Annotated in this window: 16 protein-coding genes; 9 read left to right on the top strand and 7 right to left on the bottom strand. The window is 69.9% G+C overall.

All coding sequences use genetic code 11. The features are described 5' to 3' along the window. Nucleotides 1–197 precede the first annotated feature (197 nt). A complete protein-coding gene (locus tag BJ998_RS24405; protein ID WP_184865174.1) occupies nt 198–1,031 on the bottom strand; it encodes an LLM class F420-dependent oxidoreductase in 834 nt (277 codons plus the stop codon). Between the two features lie 28 nt (nt 1,032–1,059). After that, complete coding sequence (gene rarD / locus BJ998_RS24400) at nt 1,060–1,998, bottom strand: EamA family transporter RarD (RefSeq protein ID WP_312890312.1); 939 nt, start codon at nt 1,996–1,998, stop codon at nt 1,060–1,062. Between the two features lie 151 nt (nt 1,999–2,149). Here rarD and BJ998_RS24395 point away from each other — a divergent pair, with 151 nt between their 5' ends. Next, nucleotides 2,150–2,485: a hypothetical protein gene (locus tag BJ998_RS24395; protein ID WP_184865172.1), complete on the top strand. Its 336-nt coding sequence runs from the start codon at nt 2,150–2,152 to the stop codon at nt 2,483–2,485. Here the strand turns inward: BJ998_RS24395 and BJ998_RS24390 are convergent. Next, nucleotides 2,470–3,378: an AraC-like ligand-binding domain-containing protein gene (locus BJ998_RS24390; RefSeq protein ID WP_184865169.1), complete on the bottom strand. Its 909-nt coding sequence runs from the start codon at nt 3,376–3,378 to the stop codon at nt 2,470–2,472. The genes BJ998_RS24395 and BJ998_RS24390 overlap by 16 nt on opposite strands. 92 nt (nt 3,379–3,470) lie before the next feature. Between BJ998_RS24390 and BJ998_RS24385 the strand changes: the two genes are divergently transcribed. Further along, on the top strand, nt 3,471–3,695 hold the full coding sequence (locus BJ998_RS24385; protein WP_184865167.1) for a hypothetical protein: 225 nt from the start codon (nt 3,471–3,473) through the stop codon (nt 3,693–3,695). A 1-nt stretch (nt 3,696) separates the two neighbouring features. Here BJ998_RS24385 and BJ998_RS24380 read toward each other — a convergent pair whose 3' ends face one another. Together BJ998_RS24380 and BJ998_RS24375 are read right to left on the bottom strand one after the other, a co-directional pair. Then, on the bottom strand, nt 3,697–4,185 hold the full coding sequence (locus BJ998_RS24380; RefSeq protein WP_184865165.1) for a flavin reductase family protein: 489 nt from the start codon (nt 4,183–4,185) through the stop codon (nt 3,697–3,699). Nucleotides 4,186–4,235: 50 nt separating this feature from the next. Then, nucleotides 4,236–5,756 (bottom strand): alpha/beta hydrolase, encoded by a 1,521-nt coding sequence (locus BJ998_RS24375; RefSeq protein ID WP_184865162.1) that lies wholly within the window; start codon nt 5,754–5,756, stop codon nt 4,236–4,238. 134 nt (nt 5,757–5,890) lie between these two features. On the opposite strand from BJ998_RS24375, the gene BJ998_RS24370 reads away from it, so the two are divergent. Both BJ998_RS24370 and BJ998_RS24365 read left to right on the top strand, forming a co-directional pair. Then, entirely contained in the window at nt 5,891–6,310 is a 420-nt protein-coding gene (locus tag BJ998_RS24370) for a hypothetical protein (protein ID WP_184865161.1), read from the top strand. A 17-nt stretch (nt 6,311–6,327) separates the two neighbouring features. Beyond that, complete coding sequence (locus tag BJ998_RS24365) at nt 6,328–6,651, top strand: hypothetical protein (RefSeq protein ID WP_184865159.1); 324 nt, start codon at nt 6,328–6,330, stop codon at nt 6,649–6,651. A 67-nt stretch (nt 6,652–6,718) separates the two neighbouring features. Here the strand turns inward: BJ998_RS24365 and BJ998_RS24360 are convergent, their stop codons facing one another. Next, nucleotides 6,719–8,257, bottom strand: a complete 1,539-nt coding sequence (locus tag BJ998_RS24360) for an LCP family protein (protein WP_312890311.1) — start codon at nt 8,255–8,257, stop codon at nt 6,719–6,721. Between the two features lie 576 nt (nt 8,258–8,833). Here BJ998_RS24360 and BJ998_RS24355 point away from each other — a divergent pair. The 5 genes from BJ998_RS24355 (at nt 8,834) to BJ998_RS24335 (ending at nt 15,854) form a co-directional block, all read left to right on the top strand. Then, a complete protein-coding gene (locus tag BJ998_RS24355; RefSeq protein ID WP_184865157.1) occupies nt 8,834–11,284 on the top strand; it encodes a LamG-like jellyroll fold domain-containing protein in 2,451 nt (816 codons plus the stop codon). Nucleotides 11,285–11,367: 83 nt separating this feature from the next. After that, nucleotides 11,368–12,429: an ABC transporter substrate-binding protein gene (locus tag BJ998_RS24350; RefSeq protein WP_184865155.1), complete on the top strand. Its 1,062-nt coding sequence runs from the start codon at nt 11,368–11,370 to the stop codon at nt 12,427–12,429. 68 nt (nt 12,430–12,497) lie between these two features. Then, a complete protein-coding gene (locus BJ998_RS24345; RefSeq protein WP_221338107.1) occupies nt 12,498–13,994 on the top strand; it encodes a sugar ABC transporter ATP-binding protein in 1,497 nt (498 codons plus the stop codon). Then, nucleotides 13,981–14,928 (top strand): ABC transporter permease, encoded by a 948-nt coding sequence (locus BJ998_RS24340; protein ID WP_184865153.1) that lies wholly within the window; start codon nt 13,981–13,983, stop codon nt 14,926–14,928. Before BJ998_RS24345 ends, BJ998_RS24340 begins: the two co-directional genes overlap by 14 nt. Continuing rightward, nucleotides 14,925–15,854 (top strand): ABC transporter permease, encoded by a 930-nt coding sequence (locus tag BJ998_RS24335; protein ID WP_184865151.1) that lies wholly within the window; start codon nt 14,925–14,927, stop codon nt 15,852–15,854. The genes BJ998_RS24340 and BJ998_RS24335 overlap by 4 nt, the downstream gene beginning before the upstream one ends. A 35-nt stretch (nt 15,855–15,889) precedes the next feature. Here BJ998_RS24335 and BJ998_RS24330 read toward each other — a convergent pair whose 3' ends face one another. Further along, the gene (locus tag BJ998_RS24330) at nt 15,890–16,141 is read right to left on the bottom strand and encodes a hypothetical protein (RefSeq protein WP_184865149.1); all 252 of its coding nucleotides are present in this window, start codon (nt 16,139–16,141) and stop codon (nt 15,890–15,892) included. Between the last annotated feature and the right edge of the window lie 21 nt (nt 16,142–16,162).

The raw sequence follows: 16,162 nt of genomic DNA, 5'->3' as shown, positions 1-16,162 counted from the left end.
AACAGCGCCCGTGCCGCGCGTGCCGCGCGGGGCTCGGCCCCCGGGTAGCCGATGCCTCGCCCTTGCCGGATTTAGCCCGCCGCATCGGTTCGGGCGCGTGGTTGCGTTGGCCGGCGGCGGGCGAAATCCGCCAACCGGGCGAAACATCGGCGGGGCCTCGCACGGTCGTGGTCTGGGCGGCGCCGGCCCGCTATGCGTCAGAAACGCCCCTGAGTCAACCCGGAGAGCGAGCGCCACTCGGCCACCGGCAGCGGGTCGTTGAGCACCTGGATGGCCACGTGGTCGGCGCCCGCGTCGAGGTGCCGCCGCAGCCACTCGGCGACGACGTCCTCGTCGCCGACGGCCACGGTCCCGTCCACCAGCTTGTCGCTGCCGCCGTCGGCGAAGTCGGTGTCGTCGAAGCCGAGCGTGCGCAGGCTGTTCAGGTAGTTCGGCAGCCGCAGGTAGATCTGCAGGTGGTCCCGGGCGATCTCGCGACCCTTGGCCGGGTCGTTGGTCAGCACGACCTTCAGCTCCGGCACCAGCAGCGGGCCGGCGCCGAGAATGCCCCGGGCCCGAACGGTGTGCTCTGGCGTGACCAGGTACGGAACGGCGCCGTTGGCCTCGCGGGCCGACAGCTCCAGCATCTTCGGCCCGAGCGCCGCGAGCAGGCGCTTCTCCTTGGGGTGACCGGCCGCGTCCAGGCCGGCCAAGAACTCACGCATCGTCGCCAGCGGCTTCGCGTAGTTCGGCACCATCGGACCGTGACTCACACCGAGGCCCAGCAGGAAGCGGTCGTTGAACTTTGCGTTGGCAGCGTCGGCCTGCGCGGCGACGTCGGCGGGCTCGTGCTGCCAGATGTTGAGGATGGACGTGGCCACGACGAGCCGCTCGGTCGCGGCGAGCACGTTCTCCGCCATCGACACCGGCGGGCTGCCGCCGATCCACACCGCGCCGTAGCCGAGCTCCTCCAGCTCGGCGGCGGCCTCGCGGGACCTCGGCTCGTCCATCGCGACGGTCCGGTTCCAGATGCCTACCCGGCCCAGTTCCACGGCGCCCTCCAGTCGATTGGTACGAGCATCATCGCACATTGGTACGACTGGAATCGTACAACCGTCGACCGGCGTCCGCCACGAGGACCGCCAAAGCCAGCCAGACCAGGCCGAACCCGATCCAGCGGGTGGCGTTCATCTGCTCGTGGTCGACGAGGATGCCGACCAGGAACTGGAACACCGGGGCCAGGTACTGCACCAGGCCGAGCGTCGACAGGCGTAACCGGGTCGCCGACGCACCGAAACACACCAGCGGCACCACCGTGATCAGGCCCGCGCCGGCCAGCATCAGCGAGTGGCCGGTGCCGTGGCCGAGGAAGGTGCCGACCCCGATCACCTCCAGCACGACCAGATACACCGTCGCCGGCACGAACAGCACGGCCGTCTCCGCCGCCAGCGCCTCGACGGCGGGCAGGTTGACCCGCTTCTTGATGAAACCGTAGATGGCGAACGCGACGGCCAGGATCAGTGCGATCCACGGCGGCCGGCCGTAACCGACCGTGAGCACCGCGACCGCGAGCACGCCGATGCCGACCGCGACCCACTGCGCCGTGCCCAGTCGCTCGTGCAGCACCACCACGCCCAGCGCGATCGTCAGCAGCGGGTTGATGAAGTAGCCGAGCGAGGTCTCCACCACGTCGCCCGCGTTCACGCCGTAGATGTAGGTGCCCCAGTTGATCGCGATCATCACCGCGGCCACCGCCAGCATGCCCAGCCGGCGGGGCTGGCGCAGCAGCTGGCCGACCCAGGCCCAGCGCCGGCGGATCAGCAGCACCACGCCCAGCACGATCAGCGACCACGCGATGCGGTGGGCCAGGATCTCCACGGCGCCGGCCGGTTCCAGCAGCGGGAAGTAGAGCGGGAACAGCCCCCACATGCCGTAGGCGGCGATCGCGAGCCACAGGCCCTCCCGGGCCCGGTCGGGGGCGGCAGGGTTTTCGACCTGGGTTGACTGGGAAGCGACCACGGTGTCAGCTTGCCCCCGGCAACACCGAACTTCTATTTATAATTTCTGCAGGGTTCTTGAAGTTTCCCTACAACATCTCACGGACCGTGACCGGCGTGCTCACTCCGACGGGCTAGTGACGATCGCCCGCCGCCGCCAGGATCCTGGGCCGATGGCCGACACCATTGAGCTTTCCGCCGAGTTCACCGACCGGCTCGGTCCGACCGAGCAGGTGCGTGCCGTGCTGTCCGGCCCCGGCGGGACGCTGGTGGCCACCGATTTCCGCGTGCTGGCCGAGGGGACGCACATCCCGCTCACCGAGGTCGTGTCCGTGGCCACCGCCGGCAACTCCCTGTCCGGTGGGGCGCTGTCGATCCGGGCCGAGCACATGGAGCTGCGCTGCACCGGCGTGCCCTTCGAGCAGGCGCAACGCTTCGCCGCGGCGGTGCGGAGTGGGTTGGCCCGAGTACAGGCCGCCGCCTGGATGCCGATTCAGCGGAGCAGCTGACGCCGGTAGCCGGCCGGCGACATGCCGTACGCCGCCCGGAACAGGCGGCTCACGTGCGTCGGATCCAGCACGCCCCAACGCGCCGCTATCACCGCCACCGGCACCGTCGCCTGGCCCGGGTCGGTCAGGTCGTCGCGGATCCGTTGCAGGCGGCGGGTTCTGATCAGCGCGGCGATGGTCGTGCCGGTGCCGGCGAAGAGCTTGTGCAGGTACCGCGCCGAAATCCCGTGCGCCTGGGCGATCGTCTCCACGGACAGGTCCGGGTCGCCCAGGTTGGCCTCGCAGTAGGCCAGAACCCGTTCCCGCATCGACGTTCGGGGATCCATCAGCCGGGCGTCGCCGGTGAAAACCTTTCCCAGCAGGGAAAGCAGCGCATCGGCCAGCTGCGTGCCGCCCTCGGTGACGGTCCCGTCCAGGTCTTCCGCCAGGCCGTTCAACATGCCGGCGACGACCCGCCGCAGGCCGCTGTCCGTGCGCGCCGGCCGCGCGATCGCCTGCCGCAACGCCGATGCCTGGCCGGCCAACCTCTCGCGAGGCACGCCGACAACCACCGTGCGGTAGGCGGTTCCGTAGACCAAGCCGTAGGGCCTGGTCGTGTCGTAGACGACAAGATCACCCGGATTCACCGCCGTGTGCCGGCCGTCCTGGCCCAGCATGCAGGATCCGCTCAGGTGCAGGGAGAACTTGTACAGCTCGCTGTCGGTGGACGTGATCAGCCGCTGCGGCCGCCAGACCCCGCCCGCGTTCCCGGTGATGTCGGCCACCAGCAGCCCGCCCGCCGTCGCGTACCGGATGCCGCCGTCGAAGTCGTACTCGTCGGTCGTCAGCCGCAGCGGCGCGAAGGCCGCCGATGCGGCCTCCTGCATGGCTTCCAGGCGCTCGTTGCGCTCCACCGGGCCGACGCTAGCGACCCGTGCGTCCAATGGCGACGTGACGTGCGCCCGATGGCGATGCCGGGCCGGTTCGTGCTTCTAGCCTCGGCGGCATGACCGGTCCGTTCATCTGGTGGCACAGCCGCTACGACGACCAGGTGCACGCCTTCCCGCTGGCCCAGATCACCGAGGTCGGCCGGGGCATCCTCGCCGCCCGCTGCGCCCACTCCGCCCACCGCGACCTCATCGTCGACACCGCCGACGGCATGCGCTGCTTCCGCTGCGTGCTCCTGGTCAACTGCCCCGAATCCCCCGCGCGGGCTACCCCTATCTGGTGAGCTAGGGGGAATGGCCGGGCTCGAGGTCGCGCACCGCGGAGAACATCAGCGGCGGCTGGCCGTCCGTGACGTGGCCCGCGGTCGGCGAGAGCAGGAAACCGACGTGGTCCCCGAGTTCGAACCGGTCCAGGATCGTGCCGACGAGCCAGCCGGACGCCGCGTCCAACAGCGGCACGCCGCCCGGACCCGGACTCCATTCGCACCGCTCGAACTTGTCGATCTCGTCCCCGGTCGTGCCGCCGAACAACTCGACCAGGTCGCGCTGCTCCTCGCCGACGAGGTGCACGGCCAGCAGCTCGGCCTGCCGGGCCACCCGGTACGTGCGGTTGCGGACCGACAGGCAGACCAGGAACCGGAGCGGATCGATGCTGCACTGGGTGAGAAACCCGACCACGCACCCGTCCCGCTCGTCGCCGGTCCGGTCGACTGTCGTCACGACGAACACCGGATAGTCCAGCCTGGACACGAACTGGTCGACCGCCCCACTCACGGGCTCCAGCTTAGTGGAGCCGCCCGAATCCGCACGCCGCCGAGCGCGGATCAGCGTCGGGGCAGCGACCGGGATGTCGACGGGGCTCCGGGGTCGGGCAGCGAGTGCCCGGCACAGGTCACGTCGGCGGCGGGGATGGCGCCGGTGAGCAGATAGGCCGTGGCGTAGTTGTCGACGCAGGTGTTGTGCACCCACGGCGCGTTGTAGACGCCGTGCGAGCCGCCGCCGTCCTCGATGATCATCCGGGAGCTGGGCAGGAGCTGGTGGGTGCGCAGCGCGCCCTGGTACGGCGTGGCGGCGTCGAGGGTGCCCTGGAGCATCAGAATCGGCGGCAGGCCCTGACCGGTGATCCGCAGCGCGGACGGCTGCGGCAACGACCAGAAGGCGCACGGCAGATTCATCCAGGCGTTGGCCCAGGTCTCGATGGGAGCCCGCTGCGCCACAGCCGTGTTGTCGCGGTTCCAGACCGACCAGCTTCGCGGCCACCGAGCGTCGTTGCACTCGACGGCGGTGTAGACGGCGTTGCTGTTCTCGCCGTCGGCGGTGGCGGGGTTGTTGTCCCGCGTGTACGAAATCAGCGCGGTGGCGTCACCCTTCACCACGAAGTTGCTGAAGGCACGGGCATTGCTGACCCAGTTGATGTCGTAGTACGCGGAGTTCACGACAACGGCGTCCAGTTCCAGCGGGCCGACCGGCCCGGCGGCCTTGGCGGCGAGCGCGGACCGGGCCTTGAGGTAGTTGGCGTACACGGCGTCACGGCCGACCCCGAGGTGGAAAACGCCGTCGTAGCGGCCGATCCAGTCGAACCAGATCTCGGACCGCTTCTGGAAGGCCAGGTCCTGGTCGAGGTTGTCCTGGTACCAGACGGCGGCCGGGTCGGCGTTGATGGTGCTGTCCAACATCATCCGCCGCACGCGGTCCGGGAACAGCTGCCCGTACACGGTGCCGAGATAGGTCCCGTACGAGACGCCGTAGTAGGTGATCTTGGATTCGCCGAGCGCCTTGCGGATCTCGTCGACGTCCCGCGCGGTGTTGAGCGAGTTGATGTACGGCAGCTCGGCGCCGGACCGGGCGGCGCAACCGTCCGCATAGGACTTGGCCCGCTTGACGAACGGCACCTTGTCGGCCTCGGACCTCGGGTTCGGGTCCGCGCCGGGGGTGGCGAAGAAGGACGGGTCGACGCAGCTGATCGGGCTGCTCTTCCCGACCCCGCGCGGATCGAAGCCGATGAAGTCGTACGCCGCGCGCACGCTGGCCGGCACCGCCCCGGCGGTGAACAGGCCGCTGCCGCCGGGACCACCGGGGTTGTAGAGGATCACGCCCTGGCGCGCACTGCCAGTGGCCTTGAACCTGGAGACCGCGATGGTCAACTTCGGACCGGACGGCCGCGAGTAGTCGAGCGGCACCGTGATGGTGCCGCACTCGTAGCGCGGCTGCTGCTCGCAGACATGTGTGAACACCTTGTCGGACGCGGCCGGCCGGGGCTCCGAAGCCGGGGTGCCGGCCGAGGCCGGCGCGGCCCCGACCAACGACGCCAACAGGGCAACGACCAGCGCCAAGGTCGATTTCACAGTGAGGTCCCCTCGCTTTCGCCGCGACCGACGTCGCAGTTCACCGCGAATGGGGATGCCGACCCCAGCGCGACGGGCCGGGCGTTATTGAAGCGTTATCCCCGATCGGGTCGTTTTCGTGCTGGGGTGCACTCATGCCCGATCCGCTGGTGATCCACTGCTCGCCGACCAACCCGCGCGTGTTGTCCGTGATCGTCCTGATGGGACTGTTGTCCCTGGCCACCCTGATCGCCGGATTCACCACGATCGGCACCCTCGACCCGCTGCAGATCGCCGTCTGGCTGCTGATCGTCGTGGCGTTCGCGCTCATGCCGGTGGCCTACCTGCGGCGGACCCGGCTGGTGCTGGACGACCGCCAGCTGCGGGTGCACGTGCTGATCGGCCCGGCGAGCAAGATCGACCGGGACCGGATCAAGGCCGTCACGATGGCCCGCCGCGGCACGCACTTCGTGCTCGACGAGGACGGCCGCCGGCTCACCGCGTTCCGGGACCTGTGGTCGTACCGGCAGCTGGAGACGCTGCTCACCGAACTTCGCGCCGACCTGATCGAGTGACGGGGATAATCGACGCCGTGACCGACGATGGGCTCGGCTGGTACGGGGTGCGCTGCGTGTTCCGCTGGAACGGCCACGAAAACCGGCCGTACGAGGAGCGGATCACCCTGTGGCGCGCGGCATCCGCGGCCCAGGCGATCGAGCTCGCCGGGCGGGAGGCGCGCGACTACGCCCTGGACAACGGCTTCGAGCACCTGGACTTCGCCCAGGCCTACGCCCTGTCGGAGGACCGGATCACCCAGGGCACCGAGGTCTTCTCGCTGTTACGGGAGAGCCACCTGAAACCGGATGCCTACCTTGACGCCTTCTTCGACACGGGTGGGGAACACCAAGCCGGCTAGCCACAACACGCCCCCAGGCTCGGAGAGTGCGAGGCCCCGAAGGGGCTGAGCCCCGCGCGGCAACAGCTCAGTTCACGCAGGTGATGCCGTTGGCGGTGATCGTGTCGCTGCTGGTGGCGGCGGAACTGGTTCCGGTGGGGGCCAGCGCGTAGGCCGCGGGGCCGGTGAAGCCCTCCGCTCCGGGGCCGTCGTAGGCCGTGGACAGGAAGATCCGCACGTGGCCGGGCTGGATGCCGTCGACGTCGTCCTGCTCGGTGTCGTACCCGCCGCCGAGCGCCTCGGACACCTTCTCGGCGTCGGCGGCGCCGCCCTTCGGGTAGCGGATGACCGACTTGGACCGCTTGGCCGCGTTGCCGGTGTCGCCCTGCACGAATCCCTTGGCCACCAGCGCGGACATCACGCTGTCGGCCAGGCCGGACTTGCCGTTGGCGTTGCGCACCTCGACGGTGATGCCGTTGCCGGTCGACGACGAGCCGCTCGTCGGGGTCGCAGCGCTGCTGGGCGTGATCCCGGTCAGCTGCTGCACGAACGCCTTGACCTGCGCGGGATCCACCTCGACGGCCTGGCCGTCGTTGGGCGTGGGCAGGTCGGGCCGGCCGGTCGGAATCGTCTGGAAATGCAGGCCGCCCCCGGTCATGCCCTTGAGCTGGGTGGCGAAACCGAGCAGGTCCCAGCCCTGGTCGAGCACGACGGCGTTCTTGATGGCGTTGATCAGGGCGGCCAGCTTGCCCGGGTTGGTCAGCGTGCCGCCGGACAGCACGGTGCTGGCCAGGCCGGCCATGAACACCTGCTGCCGCTTGATCCGGTCCAGGTCGCCGCCCGGCAGCTCGTGCCGCTGCCGCACGAACTTCAGCGCGTCCACACCGGAGATGGTCTGCTCACCGGCCGGGAAGTTGGCGCCGGAGAAGCTGTCCTTGGTCGCCTGCTTCAGGCACACCTTCACGCCGCCGATGGACTTGGTGATCTCGCTGAACCCGAACAGGTTGATCTCGGCGTAGTGGTCGATGCTGGCCCCGGTGAGCTGTTCGATGGTGGCGATCAGCTCCTTGCGCCCGGCGGACTGGGACTGCTGGGTGATCTGCTTCTGATCGGTGACGCCCTTGTTGCGCAGCTCGGACGCCTCGTCGTTCATCGCCCGCGGGTAAGCCGAGTTGATCTTGTGTTTGCCGTAGCCGCCGGGGATGTCGACGTAGGAGTCGCGCGGGATGGACAGCAGCGCGGCCGGCTTGCTGGTGTCGTTGGGGATGTGCACCAGGATCAGCGTGTCGGTGTTCAGCTCGCCCTCGTCGCCGCCGGCGTTCAGCTGGGCCAGCAGCTTGGGGTCCAGCGGGTTGCCGTGCGCGTCGGTCCGGCTGTCCAGGCCGACCAGCAGCACGTCGACCGCGCCGTCCGCGGGCTTCTCCGCCTTGATCACGTTGTCGGTGGCGAGGCCGCTGGTCAGGTTGTCCAGGGTCGTGTAGCCGTAGCCGGTGACCACTAAGACCACGGTCGACACCAACGCGAGCGCCGTCATGCCGGCACGCTTGGCGACGGTGTTGCCGGACGGGCGACGCGCGGCCGGCGGCTTGCGCGCGAGCGGCTTCTCGGCGGCGGCCTTCGAAGGCACCGGATTCTGAGCCGGTGACTTCCGAGCCGGCGGCTTCTGCGCAGCAGCCTTCGGCGGGGCGGAGGCCTTCTGCGGCGCAGGTTTCTGCGCCGCGGGCTTCGGCGGCACAGGCCTCTGCGGCGCGGGCTTCGGCGGGACCGGGTTCTGCTGAGCAGGCCTCGGCGAACCGGGCTTCGGCGGCTGAACGCGCCCACCCTGGGGCTTCGGCGGCACGCCGCCGCGCTGCGGGGGCTGCGGACGGCCGGGGCCGGGCTGGCGGGGCGGCTGCGGGTGGCCGCCCGAGCCCGCAGGGGGTCCAGGGCGTCGGGGCGGCCGGTTCTCGAAGTTGCTGTCCACAGGCGTCCACCTCCCGGCGATCGTCAGCGCCTACCCACGTGCTCTGCAGGATTTGTCGATGCCGGAACTCCCCCACCCAGCGATGTCCGGCCGTACCGTAGCCCAGTTCGCCGACGTGACCGGACACCAGGGGGCACGAACGGCGGTTGATGACCGAGCGTACCGGCCCTAGCATCCTGCGTGACGACGGCTGGTCCCACCCGGGAACGCGCACCCAGCACCCGCGTCTAAGGAGTGCCGATGCGCAGATTCGCAAGTGTGTTCGTCGTCCTGCTGGCCGCTTTGTCGGTCTTCACGCTGCCGGCGTCCGCCGCGCCGGACGGCGGCTGGCACCGGAAGTCCCCGCCGCTGTCGACGCCGTGGACCGACCAGGTCGGCCCGGACAACGCGCTGCCGGAGTACCCGCGGCCGCAGCTGGTCCGCCGCGACTGGCGCAGCCTCAACGGGGTGTGGCAGTTCGGCACCACGCCGCCGGACGGACAACCGCTGCCGGAACGGATTCTCGTGCCGTACCCGGTGGAATCCGCCCTGTCCGGGATCATGCGGCACGAAAGCACCATGTGGTACCGGCGCACGTTCACCGTGCCGGAGTCCTGGCGCGGACAGCGCGTGGTGCTCAACTTCGGCGCCGTCGACTACCAGGCCACCGTCTCGGTCAACGGCCACCAGCTGGCCACCCACAAGGGCGGCTACGACGCGTTCAGCGTGGACGTGACCGACGCGCTGACCCGGCACGGCGAGCAGGAACTGGTGGTCGGCGTGGTGGATCCCACCGAGGCCGGCGGGCAGCCGATCGGCAAGCAGCGCGAGCACCCCGTCAACAACATCGTGTACACGCCGACGTCCGGCATCTGGCAGTCGGTGTGGATGGAACCCGTGCCGGCGACACACATCACGGCCCTCGACCAGACGCCCGACCTGACCACGAACTCGCTGAAGCTGACCGTGCACACCGCCGGCGTGCAGGGCCAGCCCGTCGAGGTCGTCGCCACCGATCACGGCCGGGTGGTCGCCCGCACGACCGGCAGGGCCGACGCGCTGCTGACCATTCCGATCAAGCATCCGCACCTGTGGACCCCGGACGACCCGTTCCTCTACGACCTGTCCGTGCGGGTCGGCGGCGACCGCGTGACCAGCTACTTCGGCATGCGCTCGGTGTCGATCGGCAAGGGCCAGGACGGCAAGCTCCGCACGCTGCTCAACGGCAAGTTCGTGTTCAGCCTCGGCCCGCTGGACCAGGGCTTCTGGCCGGACGGGATCTACACCGCCCCCACGGATTCGGCGCTGCGCTTCGACCTGGCCGAGCAGAAGGCGTTGGGCTTCAACACGGTTCGCAAGCACATCAAGGTGGAGCCGGACCGCTGGTACTACTGGGCGGACAAGCTGGGCCTGATGGTGTGGCAGGACATGCCGTCGATGAACGCGGACTTCGGACCCACGGTCCCGAGCACGCCGCGGCCCACGCCGGCGGCCGAGCAGCAGTTCATGACCGAGCTGCACGCGATGATCGACCAGCACCGCAGCCACCCGTCGATCGTGGAGTGGGTGCCGTTCAACGAGGGCTGGGGCGAGTTCGACCCGGCCGCGGTCACCGACCAGGTCAAGGCCTGGGACCCGAGCCGGCTCGTGAACAACAACAGCGGCCTGAACTGCTGTTACTCCTTCGACGGCGGCAACGGCGACGTCTACGACAACCACGCCTACGTCGGCCCGGGCAGCCCGGTGCCGACCGACACCCGGGCCGCGGTGGACGGCGAGTTCGGCGGGCTGGGGCTGGTCGTGCCCGGCCACGAGTGGCAGCCCGGCAAGGGCACCAGCTACGAGATGGAGCCGGACAAGGCCACACTGACCAGCCGTTACGTGCAGATCCTCAACCAGGTCAAGGACTGCGAGGTCAAGTGCGGGCTGTCGGCGGCGATCTACACCCAGGCCACCGACGTGGAGAACGAGGTCAACGGCCTGTTCACCTACGACCGCAAGGTGCTCAAGCCGGACCTGGCGCAGGTGCGGGCGGTGAACCGGGCGGTGATCGCCGCGTCCGGCCAGGCCGAGCAGCCGCCGCCCCCGCCGCCCGGCACGCCCGGCCTGACCGGGGTCGGGGCCTGGCCCCTGGACGGGGTCAGCGACGACACCTCCGGCCACGGCCACTCGGTCAAGCTGCAGAACGGTCCGCTGTGGACGGACGGCCGCATCGGGCAGGGGCTGGAGTTCAACGGTGTCAACCAGTGGGCCGACACCGGAGCGTCCATTCTGGACACGACCACGGACTACTCGGTGGCGGCGTGGGTTCGGCTGGACCAGACCGGGCGGTTCGCGACCGCGGTCAGCCAGGACCGGTCCGACGGCGTGAGCGAGTTCTTCCTGCAGTACTCGGCCCAGGACAACCGCCTGGCGTTCAGCACCCCGACGATCCGGGCGCTGGGCCCGGTCCCACAGGCCGGCGTCTGGTACCACCTGGTCGGCCTGTACGACTCGGTGAAGTCGCAGATCAGGCTGTACGTGAACGGTCAACTGGCCGGCACCGCCCCGTACTGTCCGGGCCGGGCCGCCGCCGGGCACACGGTCCTCGGCCGCGCCCTCTACAACAAGGCGCAGGTGGACTTCTGGCCGGGCGTGCTGGACGAGGTGCACGTGTACGACCGCGCGCTGTCGGCGGCCGAGATCGATCAGCTGTACCGGGCGGACACCTGATCGGACAAACCTTGCGTGACCGCTTGACAGCGAAACGAAACTTTCCGTTAGTTTGGTCCGAAGCGGGTAGGAGGGTGTCGACGATGAAGTCTTCCCTTGGTGCGGCCGCCGCGGTTGCCGCGTTGCTGGTGATCACCGGATGCGCCAACCCGGAGGGCAGTGGCGGCGGCGGGTCCACCGCGGGCTCCGGCGGCGGCCAGCAGACCGCGTCCAACGCGTCCGGTCCGACCTGCACGATCGACGCCTACGGCGCCACCAAGGTGGACTTCAGCAAGGCCGTGGTCGGCTTCTCGCAGTCCGAGGCGGAGGCCAACCCGTTCCGGATCACCGAGACCCAGTCGATCACCGACGAGGCCCAGAAGCAGGGCGTGCAGCTGCTCAAGCGCAACGCCAACTCCAACCTGAGCCAGCAGATCTCCGACATCCAGGGGCTGCTGGCGCAGGGCGCGAACCTGCTCGTCGTGGCCCCGCTGAACTCGGAGGGGCTGGAACCGGCGCTGCAGGCGGCCAGAGACAAGCACGTGCCGGTGGTGACCATCGACCGCAAGCTGTCCTCGGCCACGCCGTGCAAGGACTACCTGACGTTCATCGGCTCGGACTTCGTGGCCCAGGGCAAGCGGGCCGCGACCCAGCTGGTGAAGGCCACCAACGGCACCGCCAAGGTGGCGATCCTGCTCGGCTCCACCGGCAACAACGTGACCACCGACCGCACCAGCGGCTTCACCGACTACCTCAAGGCCAACGCCCCGAACGTGCAGGTCGTCGCCCAGCAGACCGGCGACTTCACCCGGGAGAAGGGCCAGTCGGTGACCGAGCAGCTGCTGCAGGCCCACCCGGAGATCACCGCGATCTACGCCGAGAACGACGAGATGGCGCTGGGCGCGGTCACCGCGATCAGCGGCGCCGGCAAGAAGCCCGGCACCGACATCAAGGTGTTCTCCGTGGACGGCACGCGCAACGTGGTGCAGGGCATCGTCAACGGGCAGATCAACGGGGACGTCGAGTCCAACCCGCGGTTCGGCCCGCTGGCGCTGTCCACGCTGAAGGACTTCCTGTCCGGCAAGGCGATCCCGCAGACGATCACCATCCAGGACAGGGAGTACGACAGCTCCAACGCCGCCGCTCAGGTCGGCAACGCCTACTGAGTGGTCCCGACTTACCCGGCCGGCAGTGCGCGCCGGTCGGGTAAGTCGCGTTCATCGAGGAGGTCCGATTGCTCCAGGCGGTCGGGGTGAGCAAGCACTTCGCCGGCGTGCAGGCGCTGCGGGAGGTGGATTTCGAGCTGCGTCCCGGCCAGGTGCACACCCTGGTGGGCGAGAACGGCGCCGGCAAGTCCACCCTGATCAAGGTGCTCACCGGCGTGTACCAGCCGGACGCCGGGCAGCTGCTGCTGGACGGCGAGCCGGTGGCGTTCGGCCGGCCGCTGGACGCCCAGGCGGCCGGCATCAGCACGGTGTACCAGGAGGTCAACCTGGTGCCGTCGATGTCGGTGGCGCAGAACCTGTTCCTCGGCCACGAGCCGCGCAATCGCCTGCGGCTCATCGACTTCCCGGGCATGCAGGCGCAGGCCCGGGAGCTGCTGTCGGAGCTGGGCATCAGCGTGGACCCGCGGCGCCAGCTGCGAACACTGGGTCTGGGCGTGCAGCAGATGATCGCGGTGGCCCGGTCGGTGCGGGCGCGGGCCAAGGTCGTGATCATGGACGAGCCCAGCTCGTCGCTGGAACCCCGTGAGGTAGAAACCCTTTTCGACGTGATCCGGCGGCTGCACGAGCGGAACGTGGCCGTGCTCTATGTCAGCCACCGGCTGGAGGAGCTGTACCAGATCTGCGACACGGTGACGGTCCTGCGCGACGGCCGCGTCGTCCACAGTGGACCGCTGGCCGACATCGGCCGGCTGGAGCTGGTGGCGACCATGCTCGGCCGCACCCTGTCCGACGAGGGCGAGCGCACGGTGTTCGCCGGCGAGCACGACAGCGCCGAACGGACCGTGTTGCGCGGCAAGGGTTTGCGCCGCCGGACCGTGCTCGACGGCGTCGATCTGACGGTCCATCCCGGCGAGATCGTCGGCCTGGGCGGGCTGCTGGGCTCCGGCCGCACCGAGACGATGAAGGCGCTGGTCGGCCTGCAGCCGTTGGACGAGGGCGAGATCGAGGTCGCCGGCAAGCGGATCCGCGCCGGCTCCACGCCCGCCGCCATCCGCGCGGGTCTGGTGCTCGTGCCGGAGGACCGCAAGGCGGAGGGCATCATCCCGAACCTGTCCGTACGCGAGAACATCGTGCTGGCCGCGCTCCCCCGGTTGTCGGTGGCGGGCGTCGTCTCCAAGCGAAAACAGCGCGAGATCGTGGACACGTTCATGCGCCGGCTGCGGATCAAGGCCGCCAGCCCGGAGCAGAAGGTGGGCGAGCTGTCCGGCGGCAACCAGCAGAAGGTGATGCTGGCGAGATGGCTGGCGATGAGCCCCAAGGTGTTGCTGCTGGACGAGCCGACGCGCGGCATCGACGTCGGTGCGAAGGCCGAGGTGCAGGCGCTGGTGGACGAGCTGGCCGGGCAGGGGCTGGGCATCGTGATGGTGTCCAGCGACCTGGAGGAGCTGGTGGAGGGCGCGGACCGGGTGGTGGTGCTGCGGGAAGGGGCCTCGGTGGCCGAGCTGACCGGCGACCAGGTCACGGTGGACGGCGTGATGGCGGTGATTGCCGATGAGCAGCGCTAGCACCCTCATCCGGCGCACCGCGATCCGCGACTACGGCGTCTACCTGGCGCTGATCGTGCTGGTCGTGGTCAACGTGGTGATCACGCCGAACTTCATCACCACCGACAACCTCCGCACCCAGCTGGTGCAGGTGGTGCCGACGCTGGTGGTGGCGCTGGGCATGGCGCTGGTGATCGGCACCGAGGGCATCGACCTGTCGGTCGGCTCGGTGATGGCGATCGCCGCCGCGCTGCTGCCGCTCTATCTCGGGTACGGCGTGGTGGCGTCGATCCTGGTCTGCCTCGTCGCCGGCGCGCTGGCCGGGCTGCTGAACGGGTCGCTGGTGACATTCGCCGGCGTGCAACCGATCGTGGCGACACTGGCCCTACTCGTCGGCGGCCGAGGACTGGCGCTGGTGATCGCCAACGGGCAGCTGAAGCAGCTGTACAACCCGGATCTGCTGGCGCTGGGCTCGTCGTCGGTCATCGGCATCCCGCTGACCGTGCTGGTGGCGCTGGTGCTGGTGGTCATCGTGGCGTTGCTGGTGGAGCGCACGACGTTCGGCCGGCAGCTGGTCGCGGTCGGCGGCAACCGCCGGGCCGCCGAGTTCGCCGGCCTGCCGGTCAAGCGCACGCTGCTCACCGTGTACATGCTGTCCGGGGTGTTCGCGGCGATCGCCGGCGTGCTGGCCAGCGCGCGGCTCACCGCGAGCGACCCGTCCAGCCTCGGCCTGCTGATCGAGCTGTCCGCGATCACGGCGGTGGTGGTCGGCGGCACGCCGCTGACCGGCGGCCGGGTGCGGGTGATCGGCACCGTCGCCGGCGCGCTGCTGATGCAGCTGATCTCGGCCACGTTGATCAAGCACGACGTGCCGGCGTCGGTGACGCAGATGCTGGAGGCGGCGCTGATCGCCGCCGCGGTGCTGGTGCAGCGGGAGAGGAGGAACGGACGATGATCGCGGCGATCCAACGGCACGGCGCTCTGGTCGTGCTGGTCGTCCTCCTGGCCGCCGGCGGCCTGATGTTCCGCACCTTCCTGACCGCGTACACGCTGGGCAACCTGGCGGTGCAGGCCAGCTTCCTAGCGATGATCGCGCTCGGCATGACGCTGGTGATCATCAGCGGCGGCATCGACCTGTCCGTGGGTTCGGTGTACGCGCTGGCCGGTGTGCTGGCGGCGTACGGGTCGACGCGCTGGGGCCTGGCCGGCGCGCTGATCCTGCCGCTGGTGGTGAGCGGCGTCATCGGACTGATCCAGGGCACGTTGATCGCGCGGCTGCGGATGGCGCCGTTCATCGTGACGCTGTGCGGGCTGCTGTTCGCCCGCGGCCTGCTGCAGCTGATCACCAGCGAGGGCTCGACGACGTACCTGGTGCCGGCCGGCTCGGCGTTCCGCTGGCTCGGCGACGGCACCGTGCTGGTGGTGATCGCGGTGGTCGCCTATCTCGCCGGAGGCGTTGTGCTGCAACGCACACCGTTCGGCATGCGGCTGTTCGCGGTGGGCGGCAACGAGGACGCGGCCTCGCTGATGGGGTTGCCGGTGGCCCGCACCAAGATCAGCGTGTACGTGATCTCCGGGCTGCTGGCCGGCTTCGCCGGCGTGATGTCCGCCGCACAGCTGGGTTCCGGCGTCACCGTGATCGGGGTCGGGCTGGAGCTGAACGCCATCGCCGCCGTTGTGATCGGCGGCACCATGCTGACCGGCGGCGCGGGCGCGGTGAGCGGCACGCTGGCCGGGGTGGCGCTGCTGTTCGTGATCCAGGAGCTGATCAACCAGCTGGGCCGGTTCAACTCGAACATGCAGGCCGTGGTCAGCGGCGCGGTGCTGGTGGTGGTTGTCGTGCTGCAGACCCTGTTGTCCCGGGCCCGGCGACAGCGTTGATCAAGAGCGGGCCGAAATTGTTTCGACTTCGACCGTCAGCCGCGCAGCAGCATCAGCTCGATCGGGTCCACCCGGTCGAAGTTGGCGCTGGCCGACCGGCCGAGCTCGTCGGCGAGGGCCTGGTCGCCGCGGCCGGCCGCGCGCAGCGCCTCGGCCGCCAGGGCCAGGCCGTTCAGCAGCTCGATCCGGCTCTCCGCGGTGCCCTCGTCCATCGGGACAACCGCGTCGAGCAGCACGTCGACCACGAGATCAGCGGCGTCGGCAGCCTCGTGGAAGGTGGTCGCCATCACAGGACTCCCTGGGAAATG

Origin of the sequence: Kutzneria kofuensis, from assembly GCF_014203355.1 — a bacterium.
GTDB lineage: Bacteria > Actinomycetota > Actinomycetes > Mycobacteriales > Pseudonocardiaceae > Kutzneria > Kutzneria kofuensis.
Note: the sequence above shows the minus strand (reverse complement) of the source record. Positions and strands in the feature narration are given on the sequence as shown.

What these genes read in the sequence shown, in the direction of transcription:
- BJ998_RS24355 (WP_184865157.1), top strand. Translation starts at nt 8,834, where the DNA reads ATGCGCAGATTCGCAAGTGTGTTCGTCGTCCTGCTGGCCGCTTTGTCG.
- BJ998_RS24340 (WP_184865153.1), top strand. Translation starts at nt 13,981, where the DNA reads ATGAGCAGCGCTAGCACCCTCATCCGGCGCACCGCGATCCGCGACTAC.
- BJ998_RS24350 (WP_184865155.1), top strand. Translation starts at nt 11,368, where the DNA reads ATGAAGTCTTCCCTTGGTGCGGCCGCCGCGGTTGCCGCGTTGCTGGTG.
- BJ998_RS24370 (WP_184865161.1), top strand. Translation starts at nt 5,891, where the DNA reads ATGCCCGATCCGCTGGTGATCCACTGCTCGCCGACCAACCCGCGCGTG.
- BJ998_RS24330 (WP_184865149.1), bottom strand. Translation starts at nt 16,141, where the DNA reads ATGGCGACCACCTTCCACGAGGCTGCCGACGCCGCTGATCTCGTGGTC.
- BJ998_RS24395 (WP_184865172.1), top strand. Translation starts at nt 2,150, where the DNA reads ATGGCCGACACCATTGAGCTTTCCGCCGAGTTCACCGACCGGCTCGGT.
- BJ998_RS24335 (WP_184865151.1), top strand. Translation starts at nt 14,925, where the DNA reads ATGATCGCGGCGATCCAACGGCACGGCGCTCTGGTCGTGCTGGTCGTC.
- BJ998_RS24385 (WP_184865167.1), top strand. Translation starts at nt 3,471, where the DNA reads ATGACCGGTCCGTTCATCTGGTGGCACAGCCGCTACGACGACCAGGTG.